This is a genomic window from Microvirga mediterraneensis, from assembly GCF_013520865.1.
Classification (GTDB): Bacteria; Pseudomonadota; Alphaproteobacteria; order Rhizobiales; family Beijerinckiaceae; genus Microvirga; species Microvirga mediterraneensis.
In genome coordinates this window covers 3198141-3221928 of the sequence record NZ_JACDXJ010000001.1, presented here as the reverse complement: position 1 = coordinate 3221928, position 23788 = coordinate 3198141, and the positions used below count along the sequence as shown (strand labels likewise).

Here is a 23788-nt window from a genome sequence, read left to right as displayed (position 1 = left end):
ATCACTAGAGAAACCTGTTCCGGAAGACCGATACCAACCGTCAGGCAGACCTCGTCCGCGTGCTTCTGTCGGTGCCTTTGCGCAGTGCCGGTGCATGACCGGTACCCGCAGGAAACGTTAAAGGACGGGTGGAGGCATTAAGCCTCTGCTCACCATTCCGGCGGAATTGCCCTAAGCCCAAGCTTTGCCACAATCTGTTCAGCTTTCGGAGAGGTTTGGGACAGTATATCTCATGGCATGAAGAGGAAGGCACGTAGCCTTTTTCCCGTCGTAGGTGATGATCATGAAGATCTTCCGACTTGTTTCCGGTACCGCTGCGGCCCTGGCGCTGGTCACCGGCCTTGCTGCCGCTCAACCGGCTGCAGCGCGTGATCGCCTGTCTCCCGGCGCTGCTGTGGCTCTGGGAGCCCTGGGAGGTCTTGCCGTGGGTGCCGTCGTTGGTTCGGCCGTCGCGCAGCCTCAGCCTCCTGTCGTCTACCGGGCTCCTCCGCCGCCTCCGCCGCCGGTCTATGTCGAGGAAGCGGCACCGGTTTATTACGAGCGCCCCGTTCGCGAAGTCTATGTGGAGCGCTGCACGACCGAGCGATATCGCGAATGGGTTCCTGGCTGGGGCTGGGAGCACCGGACCCGCCGGATCTGCAACTGAGCTCCTGAAAGGCCCGCATTCCGCGGGCCTTTTCTTTATCCGTCAGGCAACCGGGATTCCGCCTCCGCGTTGAACGCATGAAGTCTCATGTGAGCTCAGCCATGACCGACACACCGAAAGATCAGGCCTCTCCCGACCATACGAAGCTCAATCCCGGTGACCAGGCCGAGCCGGGAACTCCGGGAGCGGGTGAGAATATCTGTCCCGAATGCAAGGGCACGGGGCGCATCGGCGTCACGCCGTGCCCGATCTGCGGCGGCACGGGGACCATCATCGAAGGGATCGGCGGAGGTTAGGGCTTATCCGGCTTCGCCATCCAGCGGACCAGGGGCATGAGCGGAATGATCCAGATCAGGCCGAGCACGATATAGGCTACGGTCTGGAGGAGCTTGGGTGCCTGCGTGATCCGGCCTTCCGCGATGGCCATCGCGAAGAGCGCATAGAAAATGATGAAGGCCAGCATCACGACTGTGCCGATCAGCTTGCGCAAGCGAATGCCCATGGCCGAAATCCTCAAATCAACGACGTCGCGTCGTAACGGTGCGTCACCGGCATGAATTGCCTCTGGAAGGCATAGCCTCTATGTGACGTCCGTATCCCGGGTTCAAGCCCTAATCGACGATGAGAGTGAGCATGGCTGTCGCAGCCTCCACCGAGGGCGTGCCGCTGGCGCGCGTGCCTCAAAGCCGATCCCTGATCTCCATTCGCATCTGGATCTATGGCCTCGCCGCCTTAGTGGTCCTGATGATCGCGGTAGGCGGTGCCACGCGCCTGACCGGTTCCGGCCTTTCGATCACCGAATGGAAGCCCGTCACCGGCGCGATTCCACCCCTGACCGATCAGGCTTGGCTGGCTGAGTTCGAGAAATATCGGCAGATTTCCCAATATGAACTCGTCAACAAGGGCATGACCCTGTCGGAGTTCAAGTTCATCTATGCCTGGGAGTGGGGGCACCGGCAGCTTGGCCGGCTCATCGGTCTGGTGTTCTTCCTTCCGCTGGTATGGTTTTGGGCGAGGGGAACGATCAAGGGCCGGCTGGCTCTGATCCTTCTCGGAATCGGAGCTCTCGGAGGGCTTCAAGGCGCCATCGGCTGGATCATGGTGGCCTCCGGTCTCGAGCCGGGCATGACCGCCGTCGCCCCGATCAAGCTTGCCCTGCATCTCACGGTTGCCAGCGTCATCCTCGTCTGCCTCGTCTGGGTAGCATCGGGCCTGAAGGATCGCTCCGACTCCGTCGGACAGGAAGTGCAAACGGGCTATGCTCCCCGCATCCTCGTCGGACTGATCCTGTTCCAGGTCGCACTTGGCGGTCTCGTGGCCGGATCGAAGGCCGGGCTTACGTACAATACCTGGCCCTTGATGGATGGAGCCCTGGTCCCGCCGGCCTCGGCCCTGTTCGTGGTCAAGCCCTGGATCGAGAACTTCGTCGACAACGTGCTGCTCGTTCAGTTCAACCACCGCCTTGTGGCTTATGCCGTCGTGGCATTTGCCGTATGGCATGCCTGGAGCGTCCGCCGTCACGCTCCGTCCTCGAAGACCGCCGGCCGGGCGATGGGAATGGTCTTCCTGGTGCTGGCGCAGATGGTTCTCGGGATCGTGACCCTGCTGCTCGCGGTGCCGCTCTGGGCCGGCTTGGCGCATCAGGTCTTCGCCATGGCGGTTCTCGCCATGGCCGTCGTCCATGCCCGGGTGAGCAAGGTCTGACATAAAAAAGGGCGGCCCGAGGGCCGCCCTGGAACTCGGTATACGACGTCTTAGCGGATAATCTGGACGATGCGGCGGGTGCCCGGCTCGACCAGGACCGGGGTGTCGTTCACGACCGTGTAGCGATAGTTGGTCACGCCATACTCCGCCGGAACTTCATAATACTGCACGCCGGAGGTGGGCAGGGTGGCGCCGACGCGGACCTCTTCCTTATAGGCGTAGGACGGGACGCCCTGGGTGACGACGTACTGGCGGAACTGCGGCTGCTGCTGGTCGGCGAGGCCGCCGACGATCGCGCCCGTCACGCCGCCAACGGCTGCGCCGACCGGGCCGCCAACGATGGCGCCACCCACGGCACCCGTAGCCGCGCCGGCAGCGGCACCGCCGGACTGGGCGAAGGCGCCCACCGGGGCGAGAGCAACAAGAACAGCGCCTGCAAACAAGATCTTCTTAGACATTTGTCAGCTCCTAAACTGGTGAAGTCTGGAGCTTAACGGCTAAGCGGGAGTGTGGTTCCGGCTCCTAAAACTGTTTTAAATGGGATCCACGCGAGGCGGAGATGGGTGAAACCGAAGCGGATCGTTCCTATCGGCGCATTCTTCTCAATTTCCGTCCGGATCAATTTCCGAGTGCCTCTTTCTGCTTTCATCAGGACTTCGTCAGACCCTTTCGAGGTCTGTGCGGACGGAATTCGCCGCGCGCAATGGACCGAAGTCGAGCCGTCAAACCCGTCCTAAGTGAAATTCGCCTTGGGAATACGTCGGGATTTAGGAAATCAGTGCTTGCTCTGGTACAGGTGAACAATATTAAGATAGGTTAACCCCTAGGCGCAGGGCTGTAGGAACAGGCTTATGAGGAGTCAGGCATGAATGTGCTGGTCTTTGCTTCGCGGAAAGGCGGCTCGGGTAAGAGCACGCTTGCTGCTCACCTCGCGAGTTATATCGCCAACCCTTCCCGCCCCACATTGCTGATCGACAACGATCCGCAGGGCTCCCTGTCCCTCTGGCACAAGATCCGCAACCAGGAGTTCCTGGGCCTCAAGCACAATGTGCGCAACATCGACGAGGCCATCAAGCAGGCCAAGCGCGATGGCTACGAGTGGGTGCTCGTCGATACGCCGCCGAACAAGTCTGCGATCGTCGCCGAAGCGATCAAGCAAGCGACCCTCGTGATCGTTCCCACCCGGGCGAGCCTGTTCGACATCGCGGCCCTGCAGGATACGGTCGCCATCGCCCGCGAGCACCGCAAGCCGTATGCCGCTGTGATCAACGCTGCTCCGGCCAAGCATGGCGATACGGAAGCTCATGTGGTGGCCGATGCGCGCGGCGCCTTGAACGCGCTCCAGGTCCCGGTCTGGGCCGGCCAGATCACCCATCGGCCCGAACTGACCCTGTCTCTCGCGACGGGCGAGGGCGCACGGGAATACGATGCAAGCTCGCAGGGGGCCGACGAAATCGGTCGACTCTGGACGGCACTCGAGCGCTCGCTCAACGCGATCCACAATACCTACAAGAAAGCCGGCTCTTCTCGCGCGGCTTAAGCACTGCTTCTTAAGCGAAAGGGCGGCCCGGGAGCCGCCCTTTTTGTTTGCCTTCGTTCGGCCCCGTTTACGCTGCGTCGAGAGCCTGGTTGAGGTCGTCGATCAGGTCCTGCGTGTCCTCGAGACCGATGGAGAGGCGCACCACCTCGGGGCCCGCTCCGGCTTGCGTTTTCTGCTCATCGGTCAGCTGGCGGTGCGTGGTCGAGGCGGGGTGGATCACGAGGGAGCGGGTATCGCCGATATTCGCCAGGTGCGAGAACAGCTTCAGGTTCGAGACGAGCTTCACGCCGGCCTCGTAGCCGCCCTTGAGCCCGAAGGTGAACACCGCGCCGGCGCCCTTGGGGCAATACTGCTTGGCGAGGTTGTGATAGCGGTCCGAGCGCAGGCCCGGATAGCTGACCCAGGATATCTTCTCATGGCCCTGCAGATGCTCCGCGACGGTCAGCGCGTTGTCCGAGTGACGCTGCATGCGCAGGGGCAGGGTCTCGATGCCGTTGAGGATCAGGAAGGCATTGAAGGGCGAGAGCGCCGGGCCGAGGTCGCGCAGGCCGAGCACGCGGCAGGCGATGGCGAAGCCGAAATTGCCGAAGGTCTCGCCCAGCACCATGCCGGCATATTCCGGCCGGGGCTTCGACAGCATCGGATAGCGGTCGTCACCCGCGAAGTTGAACGACCCGCCGTCGACGATCAGGCCGCCCACTGAGTTGCCATGGCCGCCGAGGAACTTGGTGGCCGAGTGGACGATGATGTCCGCGCCGTGCTCGAAGGGACGGATCAGGTAGGGAGAGGCCATCGTGTTGTCGACGATGAACGGAATGCGGTGTTTCTTGGCGATGGCCGCAATGGCCTGGAGGTCGACGATCACGCCGCCCGGATTGGCGATGGATTCGACGAAGATCGCCTTGGTCTTCGGCGTGATGGCGGCTTCGAAGGAGGACGGGTCGTCCGAATCGGCCCAGACCACGTTCCAGCCGAAATTCTTGTAGGCATGGTTGAACTGGTTGATCGAGCCGCCATAGAGCTTCTTGGCCGCGATGAACTCGTCGCCCGGCTGGAGCAGGGTGTGGAAGGTCAGGAATTCCGCCGCGTGGCCCGAAGCCACGGCCAGCGCCGCCGTGCCGCCTTCCAAGGCGGCGACTCGCTCCTCGAGCACCGCGCAGGTCGGATTGCCGATACGGGAATAGATGTTGCCGAACGCCTGAAGGCCGAAGAGCGAGGCGGCATGGTCGACGTCGTCGAAGACGAAGGACGTGGTCTGATAGATCGGCGTCGCGCGGGCACCGGTCGCAGCATCGGGAGCCGCTCCGGCATGGATGGCGAGCGTGTTGAAGCCTGGCAGACGGTCGGTCATGGTTGGGCGTTCCTCTAGGAAGTGGGCGCGTTCTATTTAAAGAACGTATTGTTCTTCCGTCAAGCAGGGTCTTGTTCACGGAGGCGATCGACATTCTCTCCCGAGCAGAAAGCGTGAGCCTGGGTCCTGGAGCATCCGAGGTGCTCCGAAGCCCATTCGGGATATCGCTGAGGGCGGCACTGCGCATGGCAACAGCAGGTCTTGTGCATCTCTGTCAAAGAGCCAGCACCGTGGGGCCCGCAGCTTGCGCTGCGAGCCTTTCGGGTTCGAGGGTGGCGCGTCGGGCAGCCCGGCTCGCTCGTGTGTGTTGATGGAAGAGCCGGACGGCCGCTTCGCGCACGGTTCTTTTCAGGTGGACCAGCTGGGGAGCCCCCAAGGTCGACCTCCCGCGACCACAGGATTGCGAGGCCTGCGGCGGGACCGTGCCTGCTCTCACTCTTGCGACGCCTCGCGAGCGCGCCCCTCGTCAGAGCAGATCTAGGGCAACGATATAGCCAAGGTTATTCGCCCTGTCAAGAACAAAGTGAGAACATAACCCTCGCCTCGCACCCGGAGCCCTCATCCCGAGGAGCAGCGCAGCGGCGTCTCGAAGGATCGGCCCGCGCGCACTGGTTCCTCCTTCGCGACGCCACGGCGGGGCGCCTCAGGATGAGGCCGGAGGGATGGCAAGCAAAACGTGCGTGGCCGCAACAAGGCCGGCCATGACGTGGGGGTGTCGGTCCCGGCGCACGCAGTGCGGGAAGGGGATCCATGATCACGCGCAGAGCCATGGATTCCCTTCCCCTCCGCTGCGCTGCGGCCGGGAATGACAGCGAGGGTACTCGTCCGAGTGGAATGGCCGGCACAAGCTCATCGTGCTTTGCGAGGCCTCAAGGCCGGTTGAGGCTGAGCTTCTGGAATCCTTTGCCCGACAGAACCGGCTTCTTGGAACTGAGCATCCGCGAGTTCACGCCCTGCCAGGAGATCTCGCCGGACAGCCGTCCGAACTCGATCTTGGGGCAGCGGTCCATCACCACCTTCAGGCCCTTCGCTTCCGCCTTCGCGGCTGCCTCGTCGTTGCGGACGGAGAGCTGCATCCAGAGGACCTTCGGCAGCGGATCGAGCGCCAGGGCCTCGTCGGTGATCGGTCCGGCGGCTTCCGAGTTGCGGAAGATCTCGACCATGTCGACGGGAACGGGCACGTCCTTGAGGGAGGCGTAGACCGTCTTGCCGAGAAGCTCGCCCCCGGCGAGGCCCGGATTGATCGGGATGACGTCATAGCCCCGCTCCAGCAGGTATTTGGTCACGATCCAGCTCGGCCGGGCGGGATTCTGCGAGGCGCCGACGAGCGCGATGGTCTTCACGCCGTTGAGGATGCCGCGGATGTAATCGTTCGGATAATTGTCGTGGTTCATGAAGGGAACGTATGGGATAGGGCAGGGCAGTTCAATGAGCATTCGACGCATGGCTTCGCATCACCCGATCATGACGAAAGAAGAGCTGACGGCGTTCCTCGACCGGGAATTCCCGCAGATGCACGCGGGAGGCCGCAGCTACTTCGTGGATGAGATCGGGCCGCTTTCGGCACGGATGCGCATGGAATACCACGAGCGCCATTTGCGTCCGGGAGGCACCATCTCGGGACCGGCCATGATGGCGCTGGCGGACCTGGCGCTCTATGCCGCCATTCTCGCCCATATCGGCCCCGTGGCGCTTGCCGTCACCACGAGCCTCAACTTCAACTTCCTAAGGAAGCCCGAGCCCCACGCCCTGATCGCCGATTGCCGCCTGCTCAAGCTCGGCAAGCGCTTGGCGGTCGGCGATGTGTCGATCATGTCCGAAGGCAGCCCCGACGTGGTCTGCCATGCAACCGGGACCTATTCGATCCCTGAGCGTCGCTAGGCTCGGAATGACTTAAGCCTTGGGCGGCGCGAGCGCATCGTCGATCTCCCGCGCCCGCACGGCGGCGGGGCGCGAGCTGATGCGCTGCCAATAGGCTTCGAAGGCGGGCCGCTTCTCCAGAGTGCCGAACATCATGCCCCAGCCGATCTGAGAGCCGACATAGACATCGGCGGCGGTGAAGCGGTCGCCCGCGATGTACTCGGATTGGGTGACGGCATAGTCCAGGGCATCGACCACATTCTCGATGCTGCCGTAGCCGACCATGCCGCGTCGCTCGGTCGGGACCTCGAAGCCGAATGCCTTGTTGCTCAAGGAGGCTTCCACCGGGCCTGCCGCAAAGAACATCCACCGGTAATAGGCGGCCCGCTCCGACAGGGGCGGGGCGAGACCGGCCTCGGGGAAGGCATCGGCCAGATAGGCGCAGATCGCCGCTGCCTCGGTGACGATCTTTCCCTCGTGAAGGATCGCCGGCACCTTCCCCATGGGATTGATGGCCAGATAGCCTGGCGACTTCATGTCCGGACCGAAGTCGAGGACCTCCGTGCGATAGGCGCATCCTGCTTCCTCCAGCATCCAGCGGGCGATGCGCCCGCGGGACATGGGATTCGTGAAGAAAATCAGTTCGTCGGTCATCGGGAGCCTCTCCGAATCTGCGGAACGGGACGTACCGCGGCAGGTGAGCATAGCGGCAAACGGATCGAAGCCAAAAGGCATGCGGTATTTCGATACCATATGTGTGGTGTCAAGATACCTTGCGATTGCTAACGCTTGTTTTATAAGGGTTTTCCGGAGTCCGTACGGTCGATATTGCTGTTGACTTCAGGGTTCGATCTTACTAAACAGCTGTCACTCGCCGCCGCATCTCGCGGCGGTTTGTCGTTTTCAGAACCTGAGCCATATGGCTCCAACGGGATACAGCGCAATGAAGACTACGACTTCGCTGAAGCCCGCCGAGGTCGAGAAGAAGTGGGTTGTGATCGACGCGAAGGGCCTCGTTGTGGGCCGTCTCGCTTCGGTCGTTGCCATGCGCTTGCGCGGCAAGCACAAGGCGAACTACACGCCCCACGTCGACTGCGGCGACAACGTCATCGTCATCAACGCCGACAAGGTGGTGTTCACCGGCCGCAAGCGCGAGCAGAAGGTGTACTATCACCACACCGGTTATCCGGGCGGCATCAAGGAGCGCACCGCGAAGTTCATTCTCGACGGCCGCTTCCCTGAGCGCGTGGTCGAGAAGGCTGTGGAGCGCATGCTCCCCCGCGGCCCGCTTTTCCGTCAGATCATGGGCAACCTGCGCGTCTATGGCGGCGCTGAGCATCCGCATACCGCTCAGCAGCCTGAGGTCCTGGACGTTGCTGCCCTCAATGCCAAGAACGTGAGGGCCTAATCCATGGCGACTCTTCAGTCTCTCGCCGATCTGGGCCAGAACGCCCAGGCCGCCGCTCCGGAAGCTCCGAAGCACGTCCAGAAGCTTGACGCGCACGGCCGCGCTTATGCCACCGGCAAGCGTAAGGACGCTGTCGCCCGCGTGTGGATCAAGCCCGGCTCCGGCAAGATCGTCATCAACGGCCGTTCGGCCGAGGTGTACTTCGCCCGTCCCGTGCTGCGCATGATCCTCGCTCAGCCGCTTCAGATCGCCCAGCGCGAAGGCCAGTACGACATCACCGTCAACGTCGACGGTGGCGGTCTCTCCGGCCAGGCCGGCGCGGTCCGTCACGGCCTCGCCAAGGCGCTGACCTACTATGAGCCGGAGCTTCGCGGCCCGCTCAAGAAGGAAGGCTTCCTGACCCGCGATCCGCGCGTCGTCGAGCGTAAGAAGTACGGTAAGAAGAAGGCTCGCCGCAGCTTCCAGTTCTCGAAGCGCTAAGGCTTCTTCAAGCAGACATTTCGGAAAGGGCGGCTCTCGGGCCGCCCTTTTCGCGTTCAGGCCAGGGCGCGTTCCAGTTCGGCCTTGGTCATGCGCGAGCGGCCGGGAATGTCCCGCCGGCGCGCCCGCTTCATGAGCTGCGCCTTGGTGACGGAAGACGGGGTCTTTCGCGCGGCGGCGGCCTTCTTGGCGATGTCCCGCGGCTGCTTGGAGAATTGTCGGCCCTTGCGCGTGTCGGCCCGCTTCTTCTCGGTGGTTCGCTTGTACTCGCCGTCCGTCAGCGCCTTGCGGCTCTTCGCCGGCAGGTAGCGCTCTCCGGTCTCGCCGCTCTTCCGGCCGGACTTCGTGCCCCAATCCTCATCCTCCCATTTCCGGAGATGATTGGCGGCGGACTTGCGGCCCTCGTAGCTGCCGCCTTCCTTCTTGTATTCCGCGACTGCCATCTGGGCTTTGCGAGCCGACCACTGACCGGGTTTGCCGCCCTTCGCCCCCTTTGTCACCTTCGCCTTCACCGTCTCCCAGAGCTTGGGATTGGTCTTCTTCGCCGTGCCTGCCATGCGATCCGCCTATCTGACCTGAGACTGCGGTGGCAACCTCGGGGGCGCTCGCTGGTTCCGATGCGGTTCCTTGACAAGCGTGGCCTCGTGACGGCATAGATCCGCTCATGACGATCTTTTCAGACATCCGACGTTGCTTCTTCGCCGCGCCTGCGCGCCTGCGATGAGGGCTGTTCGTCCGCTCGTCTGCCAGCCGCGCCAGGAGCGCGGCTTTTGTTTTTCTGAAACCTTGCGGGGCTGAAGCGTTTCGCCCTATCTCCAGCATCGACGACAGATTGGATCGACCATGACCGCGACGCTCGACAGATCATCAGCCTTCGACCAGCAGACCAGGACGGTCTTCATCGACGGCGAGGCCGGCACCACGGGCCTCGGCATCCGCGAGCGCCTGAAGGACGTGAAGGGCGTCGCCCTCCGCAGCATCGATCCCGAGCGGCGCAAGGACCCGCAAGCCAAGCGGGAGATCCTGGCCGATGTGGATCTCGTGGTGCTCTGCCTTCACGACGATGCCGCCCGGGAGACCGTGAGCCTCGTCGACGCCCTGAGCGGCAGGAAGCCGAAGATCCTCGATGCCAGCACCGCCCACCGGGTCGCCCCCGGCTGGGTCTACGGCTTTGCCGAACTCGACCCCGTTCAGCGGGAGGCGGTTGCCGAGGCGGACCGGGTGGCCAATCCCGGGTGCTATCCGACAGGCGCCATCGCGCTCATCCGGCCGCTGGTCGATGCGGGCCTCGTTCCGGCCGATTACCCGATCAGCGTGAACGCCGTCAGCGGCTATAGCGGCGGCGGGCGCGCGATGATCGAAGCCTATGAGGCCGGCACGGCCCCGTCCTTCGAACTTTATGGTCTCGGCTTCGAGCACAAGCACGTGCCCGAACTGCAGAAATATACCGGCCTGACCCGGCGGCCGATCTTCATTCCGTCCGTGGGCAATTTCCGGCAGGGCATGCTCGTGAGCGTGCCGCTGCATCTCGATCTGCTGCCCGGCAAGCCGAAGGCCGCCGACCTCCAGGAATCTCTCCTGAAGCATTACCAGGACGGCGGCCTCGTCAGCGTCGTGCCGACGCTCCGGGACGGCAGGAAAGTCGAGCGGATCGAGCCGGAGGCCCTGAACGATACCGACCGGCTGGAACTCTTCGTCTTCAAGAACGACAGCTACAACCACGCCGTCCTGGTGGCCCGGCTCGACAATCTCGGCAAGGGTGCGTCCGGCGCGGCCGTGCAGAACATCCAGCTGATGCTGGGGCTCGTCTGAGGCCGCACTGTTCCGGATCAAGATGGCCGGCACGAGGCCGGCCATGACGTAGCTGCATCTTGGGTAGGGGCGTTACTGCCCCTTCCAGCTCTTGCTGGTGTCGACCTGTGGCCCGTCGAAGGCGACGAAGCGCTGGCGCTGCTCGCCGAGGCCTTCGATGCCGAGGGACACCACGTCGCCGGCCTTCAGATAGCGCTGGGGCTTCATGCCCATGCCGACGCCGGGCGGGGTGCCGGTGGTGATCACGTCACCGGGCTCGAGGATCATGAAATGCGACACGTATGAGACGATCTGCGCCACGTTGAAGATCATGGTCTGGGTCGAGCCGTTCTGCACGCGCTCGCCGTTGACGTCGAGCCACATGGAGAGGTTCTGCGGATTGGGCACCTCGTCCTTCGTGACGAGCCAGGGGCCAAGGGGGCCGAAGGTCGGGCAGCCCTTGCCCTTGGTCCAGGTGCCGCCGCGCTCCAGCTGGTATTCGCGCTCCGACACGTCGTTGCAGACGCAGTAGCCGGCGACGTAATCGACCGCCTCGTTGGCGCCCACATAGGATGCTCGTTCGCCGATCACGATGGCGAGCTCCACCTCCCAATCGGTCTTCTGCGACCCGCGCGGGATGATCACGTCGTCATTGGGCCCGACGATGCAGGACGGGGCCTTGTTGAAGACGATCGGTTCCGCCGGAATGGGCGCACCCGTCTCGGCCGCATGGTCGGCGTAGTTCAGCCCGATGGCGATGAAGTTGCGCACCCGTCCGACGCAGGCGCCCAGGCGCTGGCCCGACGGAACGACGGGGAGGGTGGCAGGATCGGTCTTGCGGATGCGCTCCAGGGTTCCGGATGACAGGGAAGAACCATCGATGTCGGCGACGATGCCCGACAGATCCCGGATCTGGCCGCTGGAATCGATCAGTCCCGGCTTCTCCTGTCCAGCGTCTCCAAATCTCACCAGCTTCATCAGGCGCTCCTATCGTAACGGCACGTGCATAATTGGCGCGAATGCGCCGAGCTACAATGCATGTTTCAGGCGCAAATATGTTGCCGTTTTGCCACGAGAACGAACAAAGCGCCGGATTTCCACGTCCAGGCGACAGTCGGCCCGCCCCAAGATGAGGGCCGACTATACATCGGTTTACATATGAACCATTGGCGCGTACTTTCCGCTTATTCGGCGCCAGTTACGTAAATGGAAGTAAAACAGGAAAGTAAGAAGCCGAATTTAGAAATTGTTAATTCGCTCTTCGCGTTTCACGAAAGGATTGCGGCCAAAATTAAGCATTGGCACATTGCCCTTACGGCGGGATTCTCCCGCACAAAAAGCATAAGGGCAGGAAATCTCCATGGGTCTTCTCTCTCGTTCCTTGTCGCTGGCCGCGGTTTCCGCCGCAGCGCTCATCGCCGCTCAGGGCAGCGCGCATGCGGGTGCCTTCGCGCTGCGCGAGCAGAGCGCCACGGCGCAGGGCTATTCCTTCGCAGGCGCCGCCTCCGGTTCCGGTTACCTCTCCTCCATGTTCTGGAACCCGGCCGTCATCACGATGATGCCGGGCTGGTGGAGCGAGGGGCATGCTTCGCTCGTTATCCCGCAGGTCGACATCAACCCGCTTCCGTCCGTTCCGACCTTCGTGTTCGGCGGCTCAGGCGATATCGGTCAGGATGCGCTGGTTCCGGCCGGATACAGCTCCTTCCAGATCAACGACATGCTCTGGGTCGGTCTTTCCAGCACCTCGCCCTATGGCCTCGTGACCGATCCGCGCCAGAACTGGTCGGGTCAGCTCTACTCGCGTTCGTCCCGGATCTTCTCCGTGAACGTCAATCCGGTCCTGGGCGTGAAGGTGAACGACTGGTTCTCGTTCGCGGTCGGCCCGTCGCTGCAGTACTTCGACATCCGCCTCAAGAGGGCTGTGCCCTTCCCGGGCGCTCCCGGCGCCTCCGCGACTCTGCCCGGCGCCCCGAGCGCTGTCCTCGACGGCGACGATATCGGCTTCGGCTTCACGGCCGGCGTGACGATCACGCCTTTCGCCGGTACGACCATCGGTATCGGCTACCGTTCCCAGGTCGAGCATGAGCTCGAGGGCAGCCTGCAGGCTCCCTTCGGTTCCATCGGTCCCTTCGCCAACCTTCCGATCACCGCGAAGCTGAAGACCCCCGATCAGTTGACGGTCGGCATTTCGCAGGTCATCACCCCGGCGATCACGGTCCATGCTGGCTTCGAGTGGACGAACTGGAGCGTTCTCAAGACGCCTCTCGTGATCGGGCCCGGCGGCGGCGCCGTCACCGACATTCCGCTCAACTACGAGGACGGGTTCTTCTACTCCCTCGGCGCGGATTACAAGCTGAACGATCAGTGGACCCTGCGCGCGGGTCTCGCCTACGAGCAATCGCCGATCGATACGGAGATCCGCTCCACCCGTCTCCCCGACAACGACCGCATCTGGGCGTCGATCGGTGTGGGCTACCAGTGGAACGACCGCCTGTCCTTCGACGTGGCTTATACGCACATCTTCACGAGGGAGACGGATATCCGCATCCTTCCCGGGCATCAGGACTTCGAGGGGCTCCCCTTCGTGGCGGACGTGGATGCCTCCGTGGATATCATCTCGGCTGGCCTGCGCTATCGTTGGGACAACCCGAAGGTCGCGATCCCGGCCGTTCCGCTCGTTCGCAAGTACTGAGCTTTCCCGAGCTGACGATAAGAAGGCCGGCAGATCCGCCGGCCTTTTTCTTTGGGGTGGGATGCTTCAAGGGCGTCAGGATTTTTCCAGAACATAGGTGCCCGGCGCGTCGCAGAGCGGCTCCAGCTTGCCGCCTCCGGGCTCTCGCGCGGCGACCATCCGGGGGGCCTGGGCCTTGATCCAGTCGAACCAGTAGGGCCACCAGGAGCCGGACGTCTCGGTCGCCTGCTTCACCCAATCCTCCAGCTCCCCCTCGACGGGGCCGCCGGTCCAGAACTGGTACTTCGGCTTGCTGGGGGAATTGACCACTCCGGCGATGTGGCCGGAGCCGGCGAGCACGTAATCGACCGGCCCGCCGAACATCTTCGAACCGACGAACACAGAGCGGGCCGGGGCGATGTGGTCCTCCTTCGTGGCGAGGTTGAAGACCGGGATTTTCACCTTCCTCAGGTCCAGTTTCACGCCGGCAAGCTCCATCTCGCCCTTGGCGAGCCTGTTCTCGAGGTAGCAGTTGCGAAGATAGAAGGCGTGGTTCGCCGCAGGCATGCGGGTGGAATCGGCATTCCAGTAGAGCAGGTCGAACGGGAAGGGCGACTGTCCCTTCATGTAGACGTTGACCACATAGGGCCAGATCAGATCGTTGGGCCGCAGCATGTTGAACGCATTGGCCATGCGCGAGCCTTCGAGGTAGCCGCGCTTCTTCATGGTGGCTTCGAGGCTGCGGACCTCCTCCTCGCCGGCGAAGATCTTCAGATCGCCCGCATGGGTGAAATCCACCTGCGCGGTGAAGAAGGTGGCGCTGTCGATCCGCTTGTCGCGCTTGGCTGCCATGTAGGCGAGGGTGGTGGCCAGCAGCGTGCCGCCGACGCAATAGCCGATGGCCGTGACCTTTTTCTCTCCCGTCGCCTGCTCGATGGCGTCGAGCGCGGCGAAGATGCCGTCGACCATGTAGTGCTCGAAGCCTTTTTCGGCGTGCTGCTCGGCCGGGTTCACCCAGGAGATGCAGAAGACGGTGAGCCCCTGCGAGACCGCCCAGCGGATGAAGCTTTTCTCCGGATTGAGATCGAGGATGTAGAACTTGTTGATCCAGGGCGGCACGATCAGCAGCGGCCGCTTGAGGACCTTTTCCGTGACGGGGGCGTATTGGATCAGCTCGATCAGGTCGTTGCGGAAGATCACCTTGCCTGGCGTGGTGGCGATGTTTTCGCCCACCTTGAACCGGCTCGTGTCCGATTGCCGGATCTTCAATTCGCCGCCGCCGGCTTCGATGTCCTCCGCCAGCATGCTCACGCCACGCACGAGATTGGCCCCGTTCTCCTTGAGGGTCTCGCGGATGAGTTCCGGGTTTGTCAGCAGGAAGTTGGACGGCGACAGCGCGCTCGAGAGCTGCTTGAGGTAGAACTGCGCCTTGTGCCGCGTCCGTTCATCGAGTCCTTCGGCGTTCTCGACGAGATCCTCGGCCCAGCGGGACGAGATGAGATAAGCCTGTTTCAGGAAGTCGAAAATGGGATTCTCGGACCATTCCGGGTCCTTGAAGCGGTTGTCCCTGGGCTCGGGCTCGGCCACCGGGTCGGCGGGCTCCCCCTGCGCGCGTTTCAGGGTCGAGGCCCAGAGCGACAGGAATTGCGTTCCGAGACGGGACTGCGCCTCGAAGCTCTTCTGCGGATCGCTCATCCAAACTTCGGCCACGCGACCGAGGGACTTGATGGCTTCCGAAGCGTCACTCGAGAGTTCGGCCGGAGCTTGGCCTTCCTGGACGGGCTTGAGGTAGGCGGCTGCAGCCTTGCCGGCTCCCTCGACGAAGCGCGCCATGTTACGGGAGAGTTCATCGAAGTCCGGGACGGGGCTTTGAGTCTTCTCCTCACCGTATGGCTTGTCCATAAGGCGATCTCCCTCTATCGCAGCAGCATTGCTCGCAAGCCGCATTTCCGACATCTTACCGTTCGACCCGTCGGGTATGCCAGAGTCATGTTGCAGATCTTAGGTATCACAATGCGTATGAAGCCCTTTCTGATCCGCTGCGCGTCGGCCGTTGCCGTAACGATGCTGGTTGCCGGCTGCAACGGCGGCTTCAATCCCGTCAGGGATGTGGCTAGTGCCGTAGGGGCTGGTCCGCAGACGGCGGCGAGCCAGGACTTCGTGGTTCAGTCCAGGCCGGCGAACCTGGAATACATGCCGATCGGCACGGCCGTTCCGGCCCGGCAGACGCCGGCAAGAACCGCTGACGAGATCAAGGCCGCCGAGGCGGAACTCGATGCCATACGGGCCCGGAACGAGGCCGCCGGTGCCGCAGCCGCCGAACTCGGCAACACGCCGCCTCCGGAGCCGGTCAAGATTCCGGCCAACACGTCGCAGCAGACGCGCCAGAAGACGAATTCCAAGAGAACGCCTTAGAACCTATACCGGAATCCTGTGATTCCGCCCGAGGACGAGACCCATGCCTGACTTTTACCGGATTAAGCGCCTTCCGCCTTACGTCTTCGAGCAGGTCAACCGCATCAAGGCCGCCGCACGGGCCAACGGCGCCGACATCATCGACCTCGGCATGGGCAATCCGGACCTTCAGGCACCTCAGCACGTCATCGACAAGCTCGTCGAGACCGTCGGCAAGCCGCGCACGGACCGCTACTCCGCCTCCAAGGGCATCGGCGGGCTGCGCCGGGCCCAGGCCGGCTATTACGAGCGCCGCTTCGGGGTGAAGCTCAACCCCGACACCCAGGTGGTGGCGACGCTGGGGTCCAAGGAGGGCTTCGCCAACATGGCCCAGGCGATCACCGAGCCCGGCGACGTGATTCTGGTGCCGAATCCGAGCTACCCGATCCACGCCTTCGGCTTCCTCATGGCCGGCGGCGTCATCCGGTCGGTCCCGGCCGAGCCGACGCCCGAGTTCTTCGTGGCGGCCGAGCGGGCGGTGGCGCACTCGATCCCGAAGCCCGTCGCCCTCGTCGTCTGCTATCCGTCGAACCCGACCGCCTACGTGGCGTCCCTGGATTTCTACCGGGACCTCGTGGCCTTCGCGAAGAAGCACGAGCTGATCCTGCTGTCGGATCTGGCCTATTCGGAGGTCTATTTCGACGAGTCGAACCCGCCACCCTCCATCCTGCAGGTGCCCGGCGCCATCGACGTGGCGGTGGAGTTCACCTCCATGTCCAAGACCTTCTCCATGGCCGGCTGGCGCATCGGTTTCGCGGTCGGCAACGAGCGCCTTCTGGCGGCACTGGCCCGGGTGAAGTCCTATCTCGATTACGGCGCCTTCACGCCGGTCCAGGTGGCGGCGACCGCCGCCCTCAACGGGCCGGACGACTGCATCCGCGAGATGCGCGCCACCTACAAGCGCCGCCGGGACGTGATGGTCGAGTCCTTCGCCAAGGCCGGCTGGGAGGTTCCCGAGCCGACCGCCTCCATGTTCGCCTGGGTGCAGATCCCGGAAAAGTTCCGGTCGATGGGCAGCCTCGAATTCTCCAAGCTCCTGGTGGAGAAAGCCGATGTGGCGGTGGCGCCGGGAATCGGCTTCGGCGAGCACGGCGACGATCATGTGCGCATCGCCCTTGTGGAAAACGAGCAGCGCATCCGCCAGGCCGCCCGCAACATCCGCAAGTTCTTCGATAATGCTGACCAGACGCTCCACAACGTGGTGCCGATGGTGCGCCGGGGCTGATCTCCGCGGGGGCGGAATCCACGAGGATTCCGCGTCCGCATGGACAGGACACCTTGGCGGTCGTAAAAGCAGCCCGACATTTTGAGGAGCTGTTGTTCGTGACACGTCCCCTTCGGGTCGGCATTGCCGGCCTCGGCACCGTCGGCGCATCGGTCATTCGCATTCTCGACCGCCAGAACGAGGCTGTCGCCCAGCGTGGCGGGCGTCCGGTCGAAGTCGTCGCCATCTCGGCTCGCGACCGGGCCAAGGATCGCGGCTTCGACCTCTCCCGATTCACGTGGTTCGACAGCCCGGTCGAGCTGGCGCGTTCAGCGAACGTGGATTGCGTGGTCGAGCTTGTCGGCGGTGCGGACGGTACGGCCCTCGAGACGGTGCGGACGGCTCTATCCCTCAGTAAGCACGTGGTCACGGCCAACAAGGCGCTGCTCGCCAAGCACGGTCTCGAGCTGGCGAAGCTGGCGGAAGGGAAGGGCGTGTCCCTGGCCTTCGAGGCATCCGTTGCGGGCGGCATCCCGATCATCAAGACCCTGCGCGAGGCGCTGCCCGCCAACCGGATCTCGCGCCTCTACGGCATCCTCAACGGCACCTGCAACTACATCCTTTCCCGCATGGAGCTCGAGGGGCTGACCTTCGCCGAATGCCTGAAGGACGCGCAGCGCCTCGGCTATGCCGAAGCCGATCCGACCTTCGACGTCGAGGGCTTCGATACGGCGCACAAGCTCGCGATCCTCACCAGCCTCGCCTTCGGCACCGAGATCGACGCAGATGCGATCTATGTGGAGGGCATCTCCTCCATCACGCCGCTCGACCTTGCCATGGCCAAGGAACTGGGCTTCCGCATCAAGCTTTTGGGCGTCGCCGAGCGCACCAAGACCGGCATCGAGCAGCGCGTGCACCCGACCATGGTGCCGAGGACCTCTTCTATCGCCCAGGTCATGGGCGTGACCAATGCCGTCACCATCGACGCCGACGCGGTGCGGGAACTGACGCTCATCGGACCCGGCGCAGGAGGCGATGCGACCGCCTCGGCGGTCGTGGCCGATATCGCCGACGTGGCCACCGGCAACGTGCAGCCGCTTTTCGGCGCCCCGACTGACCAATTGGAGAAGGCTGCCCGCGCCCCGATGCAGCGTCACGAGGGCGGCTATTACGTCCGCCTGACGGTCCATGACCGTCCGGGCGTCGCCGCGGGTGTGGCGACGAGCATGGCCGAGGCCGACATCTCCCTGGAGAGCATCCTGCAGAAGCGCTCGGAAGTGGCCGCGACGCAGGATCCGCATGGACGGTCGGGCGCGCCGGTTTCGCTCGTGCTGATCACCTATGCGGCAACTGAGGCTTCGATCCGCTCGGCCTTGGAAAAGATCTCAAGGGATGGTCTTATCGCCGAGCCGCCCCAAGTCATTCGCATCGAACGCGAATAACGCAACACCGGTCCATTCCGGACCCCGACGATCACAAATGGGAGACGACAAGTCCATGTCGCAAGGCATTACCGTCCAACCGGGCCAAATCATCGAGCGCATCCTGACCCTGGAGCTCGTCCGCGTCACCGAGCGCGCGGCGGTGGCCTCCGCCAGGCTGCGCGGCCGCGGCAACGAAAAGGCCGCCGACCAGGCCGCCGTGGACGCCATGCGTCGTGAGCTGAACAAGCTCCCGATCGACGGCACGGTGGTGATCGGCGAGGGCGAGCGCGACGAAGCTCCCATGCTCTTCATCGGCGAGAAGGTCGGCAACAAGCAGGGGCCGAAGGTCGATATCGCGGTCGACCCGCTGGAAGGCACGACGCTCTGCGCCAAGGACATGCCGGGCTCCATCGCCGTGATGGCCATGGCCGAGTCCGGGACCCTGCTGGCGGCCCCTGATGTCTACATGCATAAGATCGCCGTCGGCCCCGGCTATCCCGCCGGCGTCGTCGATCTCGATGCCTCCCCGGAGGAGAACCTGCACAGCCTGGCCAAGGCCAAGGGCGTGAAGGTGAACGAACTCACGGCACTCGTGCTCGACCGTCCCCGCCACGCGGACCTCATCGCAGCCATCCGCAAGACCGGCGCGGGTGTCCGCCTGATCTCGGACGGCGACGTGGCGGGCGTTATCTTCACCACCAAGCCGGCTGAAACCGGGATCGACATCTATCTCGGCATCGGCGCCGCCCCTGAGGGCGTGCTGGCGGCCGGCGCCCTGCGCTGCATCGGCGGCCAGATGCAGGCCCGCCTGATCCTCGACACCGAGGAGAAGCGCTCCCGCGCGCTCCAGATGGGCGTGACGGATCCGAACCGGAAATACGACATGACGGACCTCGCCCGCGGGGACGTGATCGTGGCGGCGACCGGCGTGACCGACAGTGCGCTGACCCGGGGGGTCCATTTCGGCAAGGACGTGATCACCACCGAGACGGTGGTCTACCGTTCCGCCACGGGCACCGTGCGCCGCATCTACGGCGAGCACCGGGAACTGTCGAAGTTCCACCTGGACTAGTGAATCCCGGATTGGGAGAGCGATCCCTATCGCGTCGTGGCCGGGCTCGTCCCGGCCATCTTCGTTTTGGATCGGCGCGAAAAGCAATGGACGCCCGGCGCAAGGCTAGGCATGACGATAGGGCAAGCCAGGAAATCACATGATTGAAATCCGCCCCATCACTGAAAGCGACAGGGACTCCTGGGAGCCCCTCTGGCAGGCCTACCTGACATTCTACAAGTCATCCGTGCCATCTGAGGTCACGGATGCGACATGGCGCCGGTTCCTCGATCCGGGGGAGCCAATGAACGCCCTCGTGGCCATTCTCGATGGAAGGATCGTCGGCATCGTCCATTATCTCTACCACCGCTCCACCTGGACGACGACGGATTACTGCTATCTGCAGGATCTGTTCACGGCCGAGGAGGCGAGGGGCCGAGGGGTGGCGCGAGCCCTGATCGAGACCGTCTACGAGAAGGCGGAAGCCCATGGGGCGAGCCGCGTCTACTGGCTGACCCACGAGAGCAACACGACGGCTCAGGCACTCTACGACAAGGTCGCCGCACGCAGCGGCTTCATCCAGTATCGCCATTTGCTGGGCTGACGCCCCTGGCCGATGCGCGAAGGGCGGCCATGACACATGCGGAACGGCTGGGGTACTTTGCCAGGATGCTTTGACCACAATTCGCGGATAAGACTCCCGTTGTGACCGAATCATCTCCTCTCCAGCTGCCGAAACCCTTCCTCGGCGTCACCAATTCCGCCCTCGGGCGCACCTGGGTCGAGCGCTGCGATGCCGCCCAGGGGACGATTGCGCTCGCCATCGCTCAGACCCATGGCCTGCCGGACGTGCTCTCCCGGGTTCTGGCCGGGCGGGGGGTAGGCATCCATGACACGGAAGGCTTCCTGAACCCGCGCCTGCGGGACCTCATGCCGGATCCGCACGTGCTGACCGATATGGAGGCTGCGGCTTCCCGTCTGGCCGATGCCGTCCTGCGCAACGAGAAGGTGGCGATCTTCGGCGATTACGACGTGGATGGCGCCTGCAGCGCGGCGCTCCTTGCCGAATACCTGAGGTCCTGCGGGCTCGACTATGCGATCCACATCCCCGACCGGATCACGGAGGGCTATGGCCCGAATGTCGATGCCATCCGGGCGCTGAAGCAGCAGGGCGCCGACATTCTCGTGACCGTCGATTGCGGCACGGCCAGCATCGAACCTTTGGCCGAGGCGAAGCGTCTCGGTCTCGATCCCATCGTGCTCGACCATCACCAGGCGCCGGAGCAACTACCCGAGGCGCTCGCCGTCGTGAACCCGAACCGGCAGGACGATCTCTCGGGCCTCGGCCATCTCTGCGCGGCCGGCGTCGTGTTCCTGTCCCTGGTCGCCCTGAACCGGACTCTCCGCGCCCGCGGCTTCTTCCAAGGCCGGCCGGAGCCTGACCTGATGGGGAGCCTCGATCTTGTCGCTCTCGCAACCGTGGCCGACGTGGTGCCGCTCACCGGCCTCAACCGGGCCTTCGTGCGCCAGGGTCTCGCCATCATGAAGAGCCGCCGCCGTGTGGGGCTGGCGGCGCTTCTCGACACGGCGGGCCTCGCCGGGGCGCCGGAAAGCTGGCATCTCGGCTATCTCGTCGGGCCGCGCATCAACGCGGGCGGGCGGATCGGCGATGCGGCCCTGGGGTCACGGCTCCTGCTGACCGAGGATCCCGTGCAGGCCGGGCGGCTCGCCGCCGAGCTCGACAGGCTCAACCGGGAACGTCAGGCCATCGAGGTCGTGGCCGTCGCCGAAGCCGAGGCACAGGCGATGATGGCGCTGGAGCGCATCCCCGACATGCCCGTTCTCGTGACGGCCTCCGCCGAATGGCACCCGGGCGTGGTCGGCCTGATCTCCGCCCGCACCAAGGAGCGATTCCGCCGCCCCGCCTTCGCCTTCACGTTGAACCCGGACGGCACGGCGACCGGTTCGGGTCGTTCCGTACCCGGCGTGGATCTTGGCTATGCGGTTCGGGCGGCCGTCGACGCGGGGATCGCCATCAAGGGCGGGGGCCATACCATGGCGGCCGGCGTGACGATCCGGGCTGTGGATCTGGAGCGGTTTCTCGCTTTCGTCACCGAGAAGCTTACCGATCCGGTGAGCGTCACGCGCCTGAACGACAGCTTCGCCATCGACTCAACCCTGACGGCCGCCGGCGCTCAGCCTGCTGTCGTCACGGCGCTGGAGCGCGCAGGGCCCTTCGGCCAGGGACAACCCGAGCCGGTCTTCGTCTTCCCACAGCATCGGCTTGTCGAGGCCCGCGAGGTGGGCAGCGGCGGCCATATGCGCGTCAAGCTCAGGGGCGGCGATGGCAGCGTCATCGGTGGAATCGCCTTCCGGGCGGCCGGCCAACCCCTCGGAGTTGCCCTGTCGCAGGCCATCGGCAACATGGTCCATGTGGCCGGAACGCTCTCCATCGACCGGTGGGGCGGGAACGAGAAGGTCGAGGTGCGGATCATGGATGCTGCGAGGCCTGAATAATTCCAATCAGGTGCTTGCGATGCGTCACGAACCCATCTATAGGTTCGCCCACTTCGGAGGCACTGCCCCGAATGACCGCGCGCCCTTCGTCTATCGGTTAGGACATCTGCCTTTCACGCAGGAAAGAGGGGTTCGACTCCCCTAGGGCGCGCCACACCTCCCCTAAGTCTTTGCAAGCCAAAAAGATCGTTCTTTTCCGAGGGTTAGGTCTGCCGTCGTGGTTCGAAGGTATGGCGATTGCCTCTATGCGAATGCAACGTTCCGGCCGAGCTTATCAAGCACAAATCCGGTGAGGCTTCAGGTGGGTGCTTACGGCCTCCCTTCGAACCTCCGACACAGAGGCCAAACGGAAGGCAACCCGAGTCGGGGGCGATTCAAGCTGGCCGACACTTTCGTGGCTTGAAATGCTCAAGCGGTGCCCGCGAGTGCGGGAGGGATGGATCTTCTCCCCTTGATGCGACGCGCCTCCCGCCATTTAATCGACGTCTGCGTTGACGGAAACTGGGCCAGAAGCCGAGTTTTATCTGAAACGGGCCCATTCCTGCGCACGCCAAGCAACTTTTCTGAGGCGCGCCGGAATCATCTGAACGAACGGAGCGCGGCGTACCCACTCGGTAAGATCTCTCTGGCTCTGGCGCAGGGCGACGAGTGAGCGGCTGATTGCGGCGGAGCCTTCGATGAGCGGGACGGTGCGGTTTGACAGTTGCCGCTTGTAATCCGTGTCACCTTTTCCGAAATCGATCGCCTTGATGTTCATCTCCGGTGCACGGGAGATCATCTTGAGAAGCAGGAGCATTCCTGGGGAGTAGCGACCAAACTCGATATCATACGCGGGAAACCAATAGTGCCAGGTTGTCTTGGACCTCATGCCGAAGTGAATGGCGACGGGCCGGCGACCGGCTCGCAGCACGGATGTGACGCCGGCAAAGGACGGTTCTTGCTTGGCGGCTATGGTTTCCGCAAGCGCTTGGGCCCAGGGCATCGAGAAGAGATCAATCACGCCGCTCCGGCGATATTGGGACGACTTCAAGCTCAGGCATAGCCGAACGATCTCTGGATCATTGCACTCCATCTCGAATTCGATCTCTCCAAAGTCGCGTTCGAGCTTTCGCAATTTGCTGGAGTAGCGGGAGCGTGTCTCTTTGGAGACGACCTGTTGGTCGCTTGATATGTCGAGGATGTAGGATTTAGCCTCGATGGTCTGCCAGGGAGAGAAATCTTCCTGTGAGGCTGGCACGTGGTCGAAATCCCAGTTGAGCAGCTTGCATGCCCGCATCAGCGTGACGAGATCGTATCTTTTGCCGGGAGGGGCTATGAGGCCATGGTAATCCGAGACCGCTCCGCCGATGGGCCTGCCGAATCCGAGAGAGCTTCTTTGAAATGGAAAGAACGCTTCTCCACCGTTGATGACCGCTACTTGGGCGTCGTTCCGCACAGCCGCCACCGCCTGCGTGAAACCAGGGCAGAAAAAGGGGCTGCCGAGATCCGGATGCTTCTGCTGGATCTCTGCCCAGCGAGTGAGCAGCTCTTCCGGCAACTGATTGGCAGAAAAGACTGTAACCTTCATCTGGCGCCTAGCTTGGGATTTATATCTTTGGAGCGTACACCAAACACGGCAATAAAGATTGCCTCTTTAGGACTAGAACTCCTCTATCATGATGATGAATACGGCTCCGATCTCTTCTTA

At 63.6% G+C, this 23788-nt stretch carries 24 protein-coding genes and 1 tRNA gene; 16 read left to right on the top strand and 9 right to left on the bottom strand.

All coding sequences use genetic code 11. The features are described 5' to 3' along the window. The first annotated feature begins 283 nt into the window (after window positions 1-283). Entirely contained in the window at window positions 284-646 is a 363-nt protein-coding gene (locus H0S73_RS15200) for a hypothetical protein (protein ID WP_181052939.1), read from the top strand. 101 nt (window positions 647-747) lie between these two features. Further along, window positions 748-942, top strand: coding sequence for a hypothetical protein (locus H0S73_RS15195; RefSeq protein ID WP_181052938.1), 195 nt, complete (start codon window positions 748-750; stop codon window positions 940-942). Here the strand turns inward: H0S73_RS15195 and H0S73_RS15190 are convergent. Continuing rightward, window positions 939-1148, bottom strand: a complete 210-nt coding sequence (locus H0S73_RS15190) for a DUF2842 domain-containing protein (RefSeq protein WP_181052937.1) — start codon at window positions 1146-1148, stop codon at window positions 939-941. The genes H0S73_RS15195 and H0S73_RS15190 overlap by 4 nt on opposite strands. Before the next feature lie 131 nt (window positions 1149-1279). Between H0S73_RS15190 and H0S73_RS15185 the strand changes: the two genes are divergently transcribed. Next, window positions 1280-2350 carry a COX15/CtaA family protein gene (locus H0S73_RS15185; RefSeq protein ID WP_181052936.1) on the top strand — a complete coding sequence of 357 codons (1071 nt, stop codon included), beginning with the start codon at window positions 1280-1282 and terminating at the stop codon, window positions 2348-2350. A gap of 50 nt (window positions 2351-2400) precedes the next feature. Here the strand turns inward: H0S73_RS15185 and H0S73_RS15180 are convergent, their stop codons facing one another. Further along, a complete protein-coding gene (locus tag H0S73_RS15180) occupies window positions 2401-2808 on the bottom strand; it encodes a DUF1236 domain-containing protein (protein ID WP_181052935.1) in 408 nt (135 codons plus the stop codon). Between the two features lie 407 nt (window positions 2809-3215). On the opposite strand from H0S73_RS15180, the gene H0S73_RS15175 reads away from it, so the two are divergent. Then, window positions 3216-3890 (top strand): ParA family protein, encoded by a 675-nt coding sequence (locus H0S73_RS15175; protein WP_181052934.1) that lies wholly within the window; start codon window positions 3216-3218, stop codon window positions 3888-3890. A gap of 67 nt (window positions 3891-3957) precedes the next feature. On the opposite strand, the gene H0S73_RS15170 is transcribed toward H0S73_RS15175, so the two are convergent. Further along, window positions 3958-5241: an O-acetylhomoserine aminocarboxypropyltransferase gene (locus tag H0S73_RS15170; protein WP_181052933.1), complete on the bottom strand. Its 1284-nt coding sequence runs from the start codon at window positions 5239-5241 to the stop codon at window positions 3958-3960. Window positions 5242-6110: 869 nt separating this feature from the next. Then, entirely contained in the window at window positions 6111-6635 is a 525-nt protein-coding gene (locus H0S73_RS15165) for a CoA-binding protein (RefSeq protein ID WP_246388945.1), read from the bottom strand. A 49-nt stretch (window positions 6636-6684) separates the two neighbouring features. Here H0S73_RS15165 and H0S73_RS15160 point away from each other — a divergent pair, with 49 nt between their 5' ends. Continuing rightward, window positions 6685-7122, top strand: coding sequence for a PaaI family thioesterase (locus tag H0S73_RS15160; RefSeq protein ID WP_181052932.1), 438 nt, complete (start codon window positions 6685-6687; stop codon window positions 7120-7122). Between the two features lie 12 nt (window positions 7123-7134). Here H0S73_RS15160 and H0S73_RS15155 read toward each other — a convergent pair whose 3' ends face one another. After that, window positions 7135-7755: a glutathione S-transferase family protein gene (locus H0S73_RS15155; protein WP_181052931.1), complete on the bottom strand. Its 621-nt coding sequence runs from the start codon at window positions 7753-7755 to the stop codon at window positions 7135-7137. Window positions 7756-8044: 289 nt separating this feature from the next. On the opposite strand from H0S73_RS15155, the gene rplM reads away from it, so the two are divergent. Then, window positions 8045-8509, top strand: coding sequence for a 50S ribosomal protein L13 (gene rplM, locus H0S73_RS15150; protein ID WP_009492703.1), 465 nt, complete (start codon window positions 8045-8047; stop codon window positions 8507-8509). A gap of 3 nt (window positions 8510-8512) precedes the next feature. After that, entirely contained in the window at window positions 8513-8989 is a 477-nt protein-coding gene (gene rpsI / locus H0S73_RS15145; RefSeq protein WP_181052930.1) for a 30S ribosomal protein S9, read from the top strand. A gap of 56 nt (window positions 8990-9045) precedes the next feature. Here the strand turns inward: rpsI and H0S73_RS15140 are convergent, their stop codons facing one another. Beyond that, window positions 9046-9546 (bottom strand): hypothetical protein, encoded by a 501-nt coding sequence (locus H0S73_RS15140; protein ID WP_181052929.1) that lies wholly within the window; start codon window positions 9544-9546, stop codon window positions 9046-9048. A 286-nt stretch (window positions 9547-9832) separates the two neighbouring features. Between H0S73_RS15140 and argC the strand changes: the two genes are divergently transcribed. After that, complete coding sequence (argC, locus tag H0S73_RS15135) at window positions 9833-10801, top strand: N-acetyl-gamma-glutamyl-phosphate reductase (protein WP_181052928.1); 969 nt, start codon at window positions 9833-9835, stop codon at window positions 10799-10801. 72 nt (window positions 10802-10873) lie between these two features. Here the strand turns inward: argC and H0S73_RS15130 are convergent, their stop codons facing one another. Then, entirely contained in the window at window positions 10874-11758 is an 885-nt protein-coding gene (locus tag H0S73_RS15130) for a fumarylacetoacetate hydrolase family protein (RefSeq protein ID WP_181052927.1), read from the bottom strand. 382 nt (window positions 11759-12140) lie between these two features. Here H0S73_RS15130 and H0S73_RS15125 point away from each other — a divergent pair, with 382 nt between their 5' ends. Further along, window positions 12141-13472, top strand: coding sequence for an OmpP1/FadL family transporter (locus H0S73_RS15125; RefSeq protein ID WP_181052926.1), 1332 nt, complete (start codon window positions 12141-12143; stop codon window positions 13470-13472). A gap of 75 nt (window positions 13473-13547) precedes the next feature. Here H0S73_RS15125 and phaC read toward each other — a convergent pair whose 3' ends face one another. Further along, window positions 13548-15353, bottom strand: a complete 1806-nt coding sequence (gene phaC / locus H0S73_RS15120) for a class I poly(R)-hydroxyalkanoic acid synthase (protein WP_181052925.1) — start codon at window positions 15351-15353, stop codon at window positions 13548-13550. Window positions 15354-15464: 111 nt separating this feature from the next. Here phaC and H0S73_RS15115 point away from each other — a divergent pair, with 111 nt between their 5' ends. The 7 genes from H0S73_RS15115 to H0S73_RS15085 all read left to right on the top strand — a co-directional run bounded on the left by H0S73_RS15115 (window position 15465) and on the right by H0S73_RS15085 (window position 22255). Beyond that, on the top strand, window positions 15465-15866 hold the full coding sequence (locus tag H0S73_RS15115) for a hypothetical protein (RefSeq protein ID WP_181052924.1): 402 nt from the start codon (window positions 15465-15467) through the stop codon (window positions 15864-15866). 43 nt (window positions 15867-15909) lie between these two features. Continuing rightward, window positions 15910-17130, top strand: coding sequence for an LL-diaminopimelate aminotransferase (locus H0S73_RS15110; RefSeq protein WP_181052923.1), 1221 nt, complete (start codon window positions 15910-15912; stop codon window positions 17128-17130). A 98-nt stretch (window positions 17131-17228) separates the two neighbouring features. After that, on the top strand, window positions 17229-18551 hold the full coding sequence (locus H0S73_RS15105; protein ID WP_181052922.1) for a homoserine dehydrogenase: 1323 nt from the start codon (window positions 17229-17231) through the stop codon (window positions 18549-18551). A 55-nt stretch (window positions 18552-18606) separates the two neighbouring features. Then, complete coding sequence (gene glpX / locus H0S73_RS15100; protein WP_181052921.1) at window positions 18607-19605, top strand: class II fructose-bisphosphatase; 999 nt, start codon at window positions 18607-18609, stop codon at window positions 19603-19605. A gap of 139 nt (window positions 19606-19744) precedes the next feature. Next, the gene (locus H0S73_RS15095) at window positions 19745-20188 is read left to right on the top strand and encodes a GNAT family N-acetyltransferase (protein WP_181052920.1); all 444 of its coding nucleotides are present in this window, start codon (window positions 19745-19747) and stop codon (window positions 20186-20188) included. A gap of 101 nt (window positions 20189-20289) precedes the next feature. Then, entirely contained in the window at window positions 20290-22101 is a 1812-nt protein-coding gene (gene recJ / locus H0S73_RS15090) for a single-stranded-DNA-specific exonuclease RecJ (protein ID WP_181052919.1), read from the top strand. 79 nt (window positions 22102-22180) lie between these two features. Then, a tRNA-Glu gene (locus H0S73_RS15085) sits at window positions 22181-22255 on the top strand. Window positions 22256-22621: 366 nt separating this feature from the next. Here the strand turns inward: H0S73_RS15085 and H0S73_RS15080 are convergent. After that, window positions 22622-23668, bottom strand: coding sequence for a GNAT family N-acetyltransferase (locus H0S73_RS15080; RefSeq protein WP_181052918.1), 1047 nt, complete (start codon window positions 23666-23668; stop codon window positions 22622-22624). Window positions 23669-23788 lie beyond the last annotated feature (120 nt).

Coding starts and splice junctions, on each gene's coding strand:
- H0S73_RS15200 (WP_181052939.1), top strand. CDS start 284: ATGAAGATCTTCCGACTTGTTTCCGGTACCGCTGCGGCCCTGGCGCTG.
- H0S73_RS15195 (WP_181052938.1), top strand. CDS start 748: ATGACCGACACACCGAAAGATCAGGCCTCTCCCGACCATACGAAGCTC.
- H0S73_RS15190 (WP_181052937.1), bottom strand. CDS start 1,148: ATGGGCATTCGCTTGCGCAAGCTGATCGGCACAGTCGTGATGCTGGCC.
- H0S73_RS15185 (WP_181052936.1), top strand. CDS start 1,280: ATGGCTGTCGCAGCCTCCACCGAGGGCGTGCCGCTGGCGCGCGTGCCT.
- H0S73_RS15180 (WP_181052935.1), bottom strand. CDS start 2,808: ATGTCTAAGAAGATCTTGTTTGCAGGCGCTGTTCTTGTTGCTCTCGCC.
- H0S73_RS15175 (WP_181052934.1), top strand. CDS start 3,216: ATGAATGTGCTGGTCTTTGCTTCGCGGAAAGGCGGCTCGGGTAAGAGC.
- H0S73_RS15170 (WP_181052933.1), bottom strand. CDS start 5,241: ATGACCGACCGTCTGCCAGGCTTCAACACGCTCGCCATCCATGCCGGA.
- H0S73_RS15165 (WP_246388945.1), bottom strand. CDS start 6,635: ATGAACCACGACAATTATCCGAACGATTACATCCGCGGCATCCTCAAC.
- H0S73_RS15160 (WP_181052932.1), top strand. CDS start 6,685: ATGGCTTCGCATCACCCGATCATGACGAAAGAAGAGCTGACGGCGTTC.
- H0S73_RS15155 (WP_181052931.1), bottom strand. CDS start 7,755: ATGACCGACGAACTGATTTTCTTCACGAATCCCATGTCCCGCGGGCGC.
- rplM (WP_009492703.1), top strand. CDS start 8,045: ATGAAGACTACGACTTCGCTGAAGCCCGCCGAGGTCGAGAAGAAGTGG.
- rpsI (WP_181052930.1), top strand. CDS start 8,513: ATGGCGACTCTTCAGTCTCTCGCCGATCTGGGCCAGAACGCCCAGGCC.
- H0S73_RS15140 (WP_181052929.1), bottom strand. CDS start 9,546: ATGGCAGGCACGGCGAAGAAGACCAATCCCAAGCTCTGGGAGACGGTG.
- argC (WP_181052928.1), top strand. CDS start 9,833: ATGACCGCGACGCTCGACAGATCATCAGCCTTCGACCAGCAGACCAGG.
- H0S73_RS15130 (WP_181052927.1), bottom strand. CDS start 11,758: ATGAAGCTGGTGAGATTTGGAGACGCTGGACAGGAGAAGCCGGGACTG.
- H0S73_RS15125 (WP_181052926.1), top strand. CDS start 12,141: ATGGGTCTTCTCTCTCGTTCCTTGTCGCTGGCCGCGGTTTCCGCCGCA.
- phaC (WP_181052925.1), bottom strand. CDS start 15,353: ATGGACAAGCCATACGGTGAGGAGAAGACTCAAAGCCCCGTCCCGGAC.
- H0S73_RS15115 (WP_181052924.1), top strand. CDS start 15,465: ATGCGTATGAAGCCCTTTCTGATCCGCTGCGCGTCGGCCGTTGCCGTA.
- H0S73_RS15110 (WP_181052923.1), top strand. CDS start 15,910: ATGCCTGACTTTTACCGGATTAAGCGCCTTCCGCCTTACGTCTTCGAG.
- glpX (WP_181052921.1), top strand. CDS start 18,607: ATGTCGCAAGGCATTACCGTCCAACCGGGCCAAATCATCGAGCGCATC.
- H0S73_RS15095 (WP_181052920.1), top strand. CDS start 19,745: ATGATTGAAATCCGCCCCATCACTGAAAGCGACAGGGACTCCTGGGAG.
- H0S73_RS15080 (WP_181052918.1), bottom strand. CDS start 23,668: ATGAAGGTTACAGTCTTTTCTGCCAATCAGTTGCCGGAAGAGCTGCTC.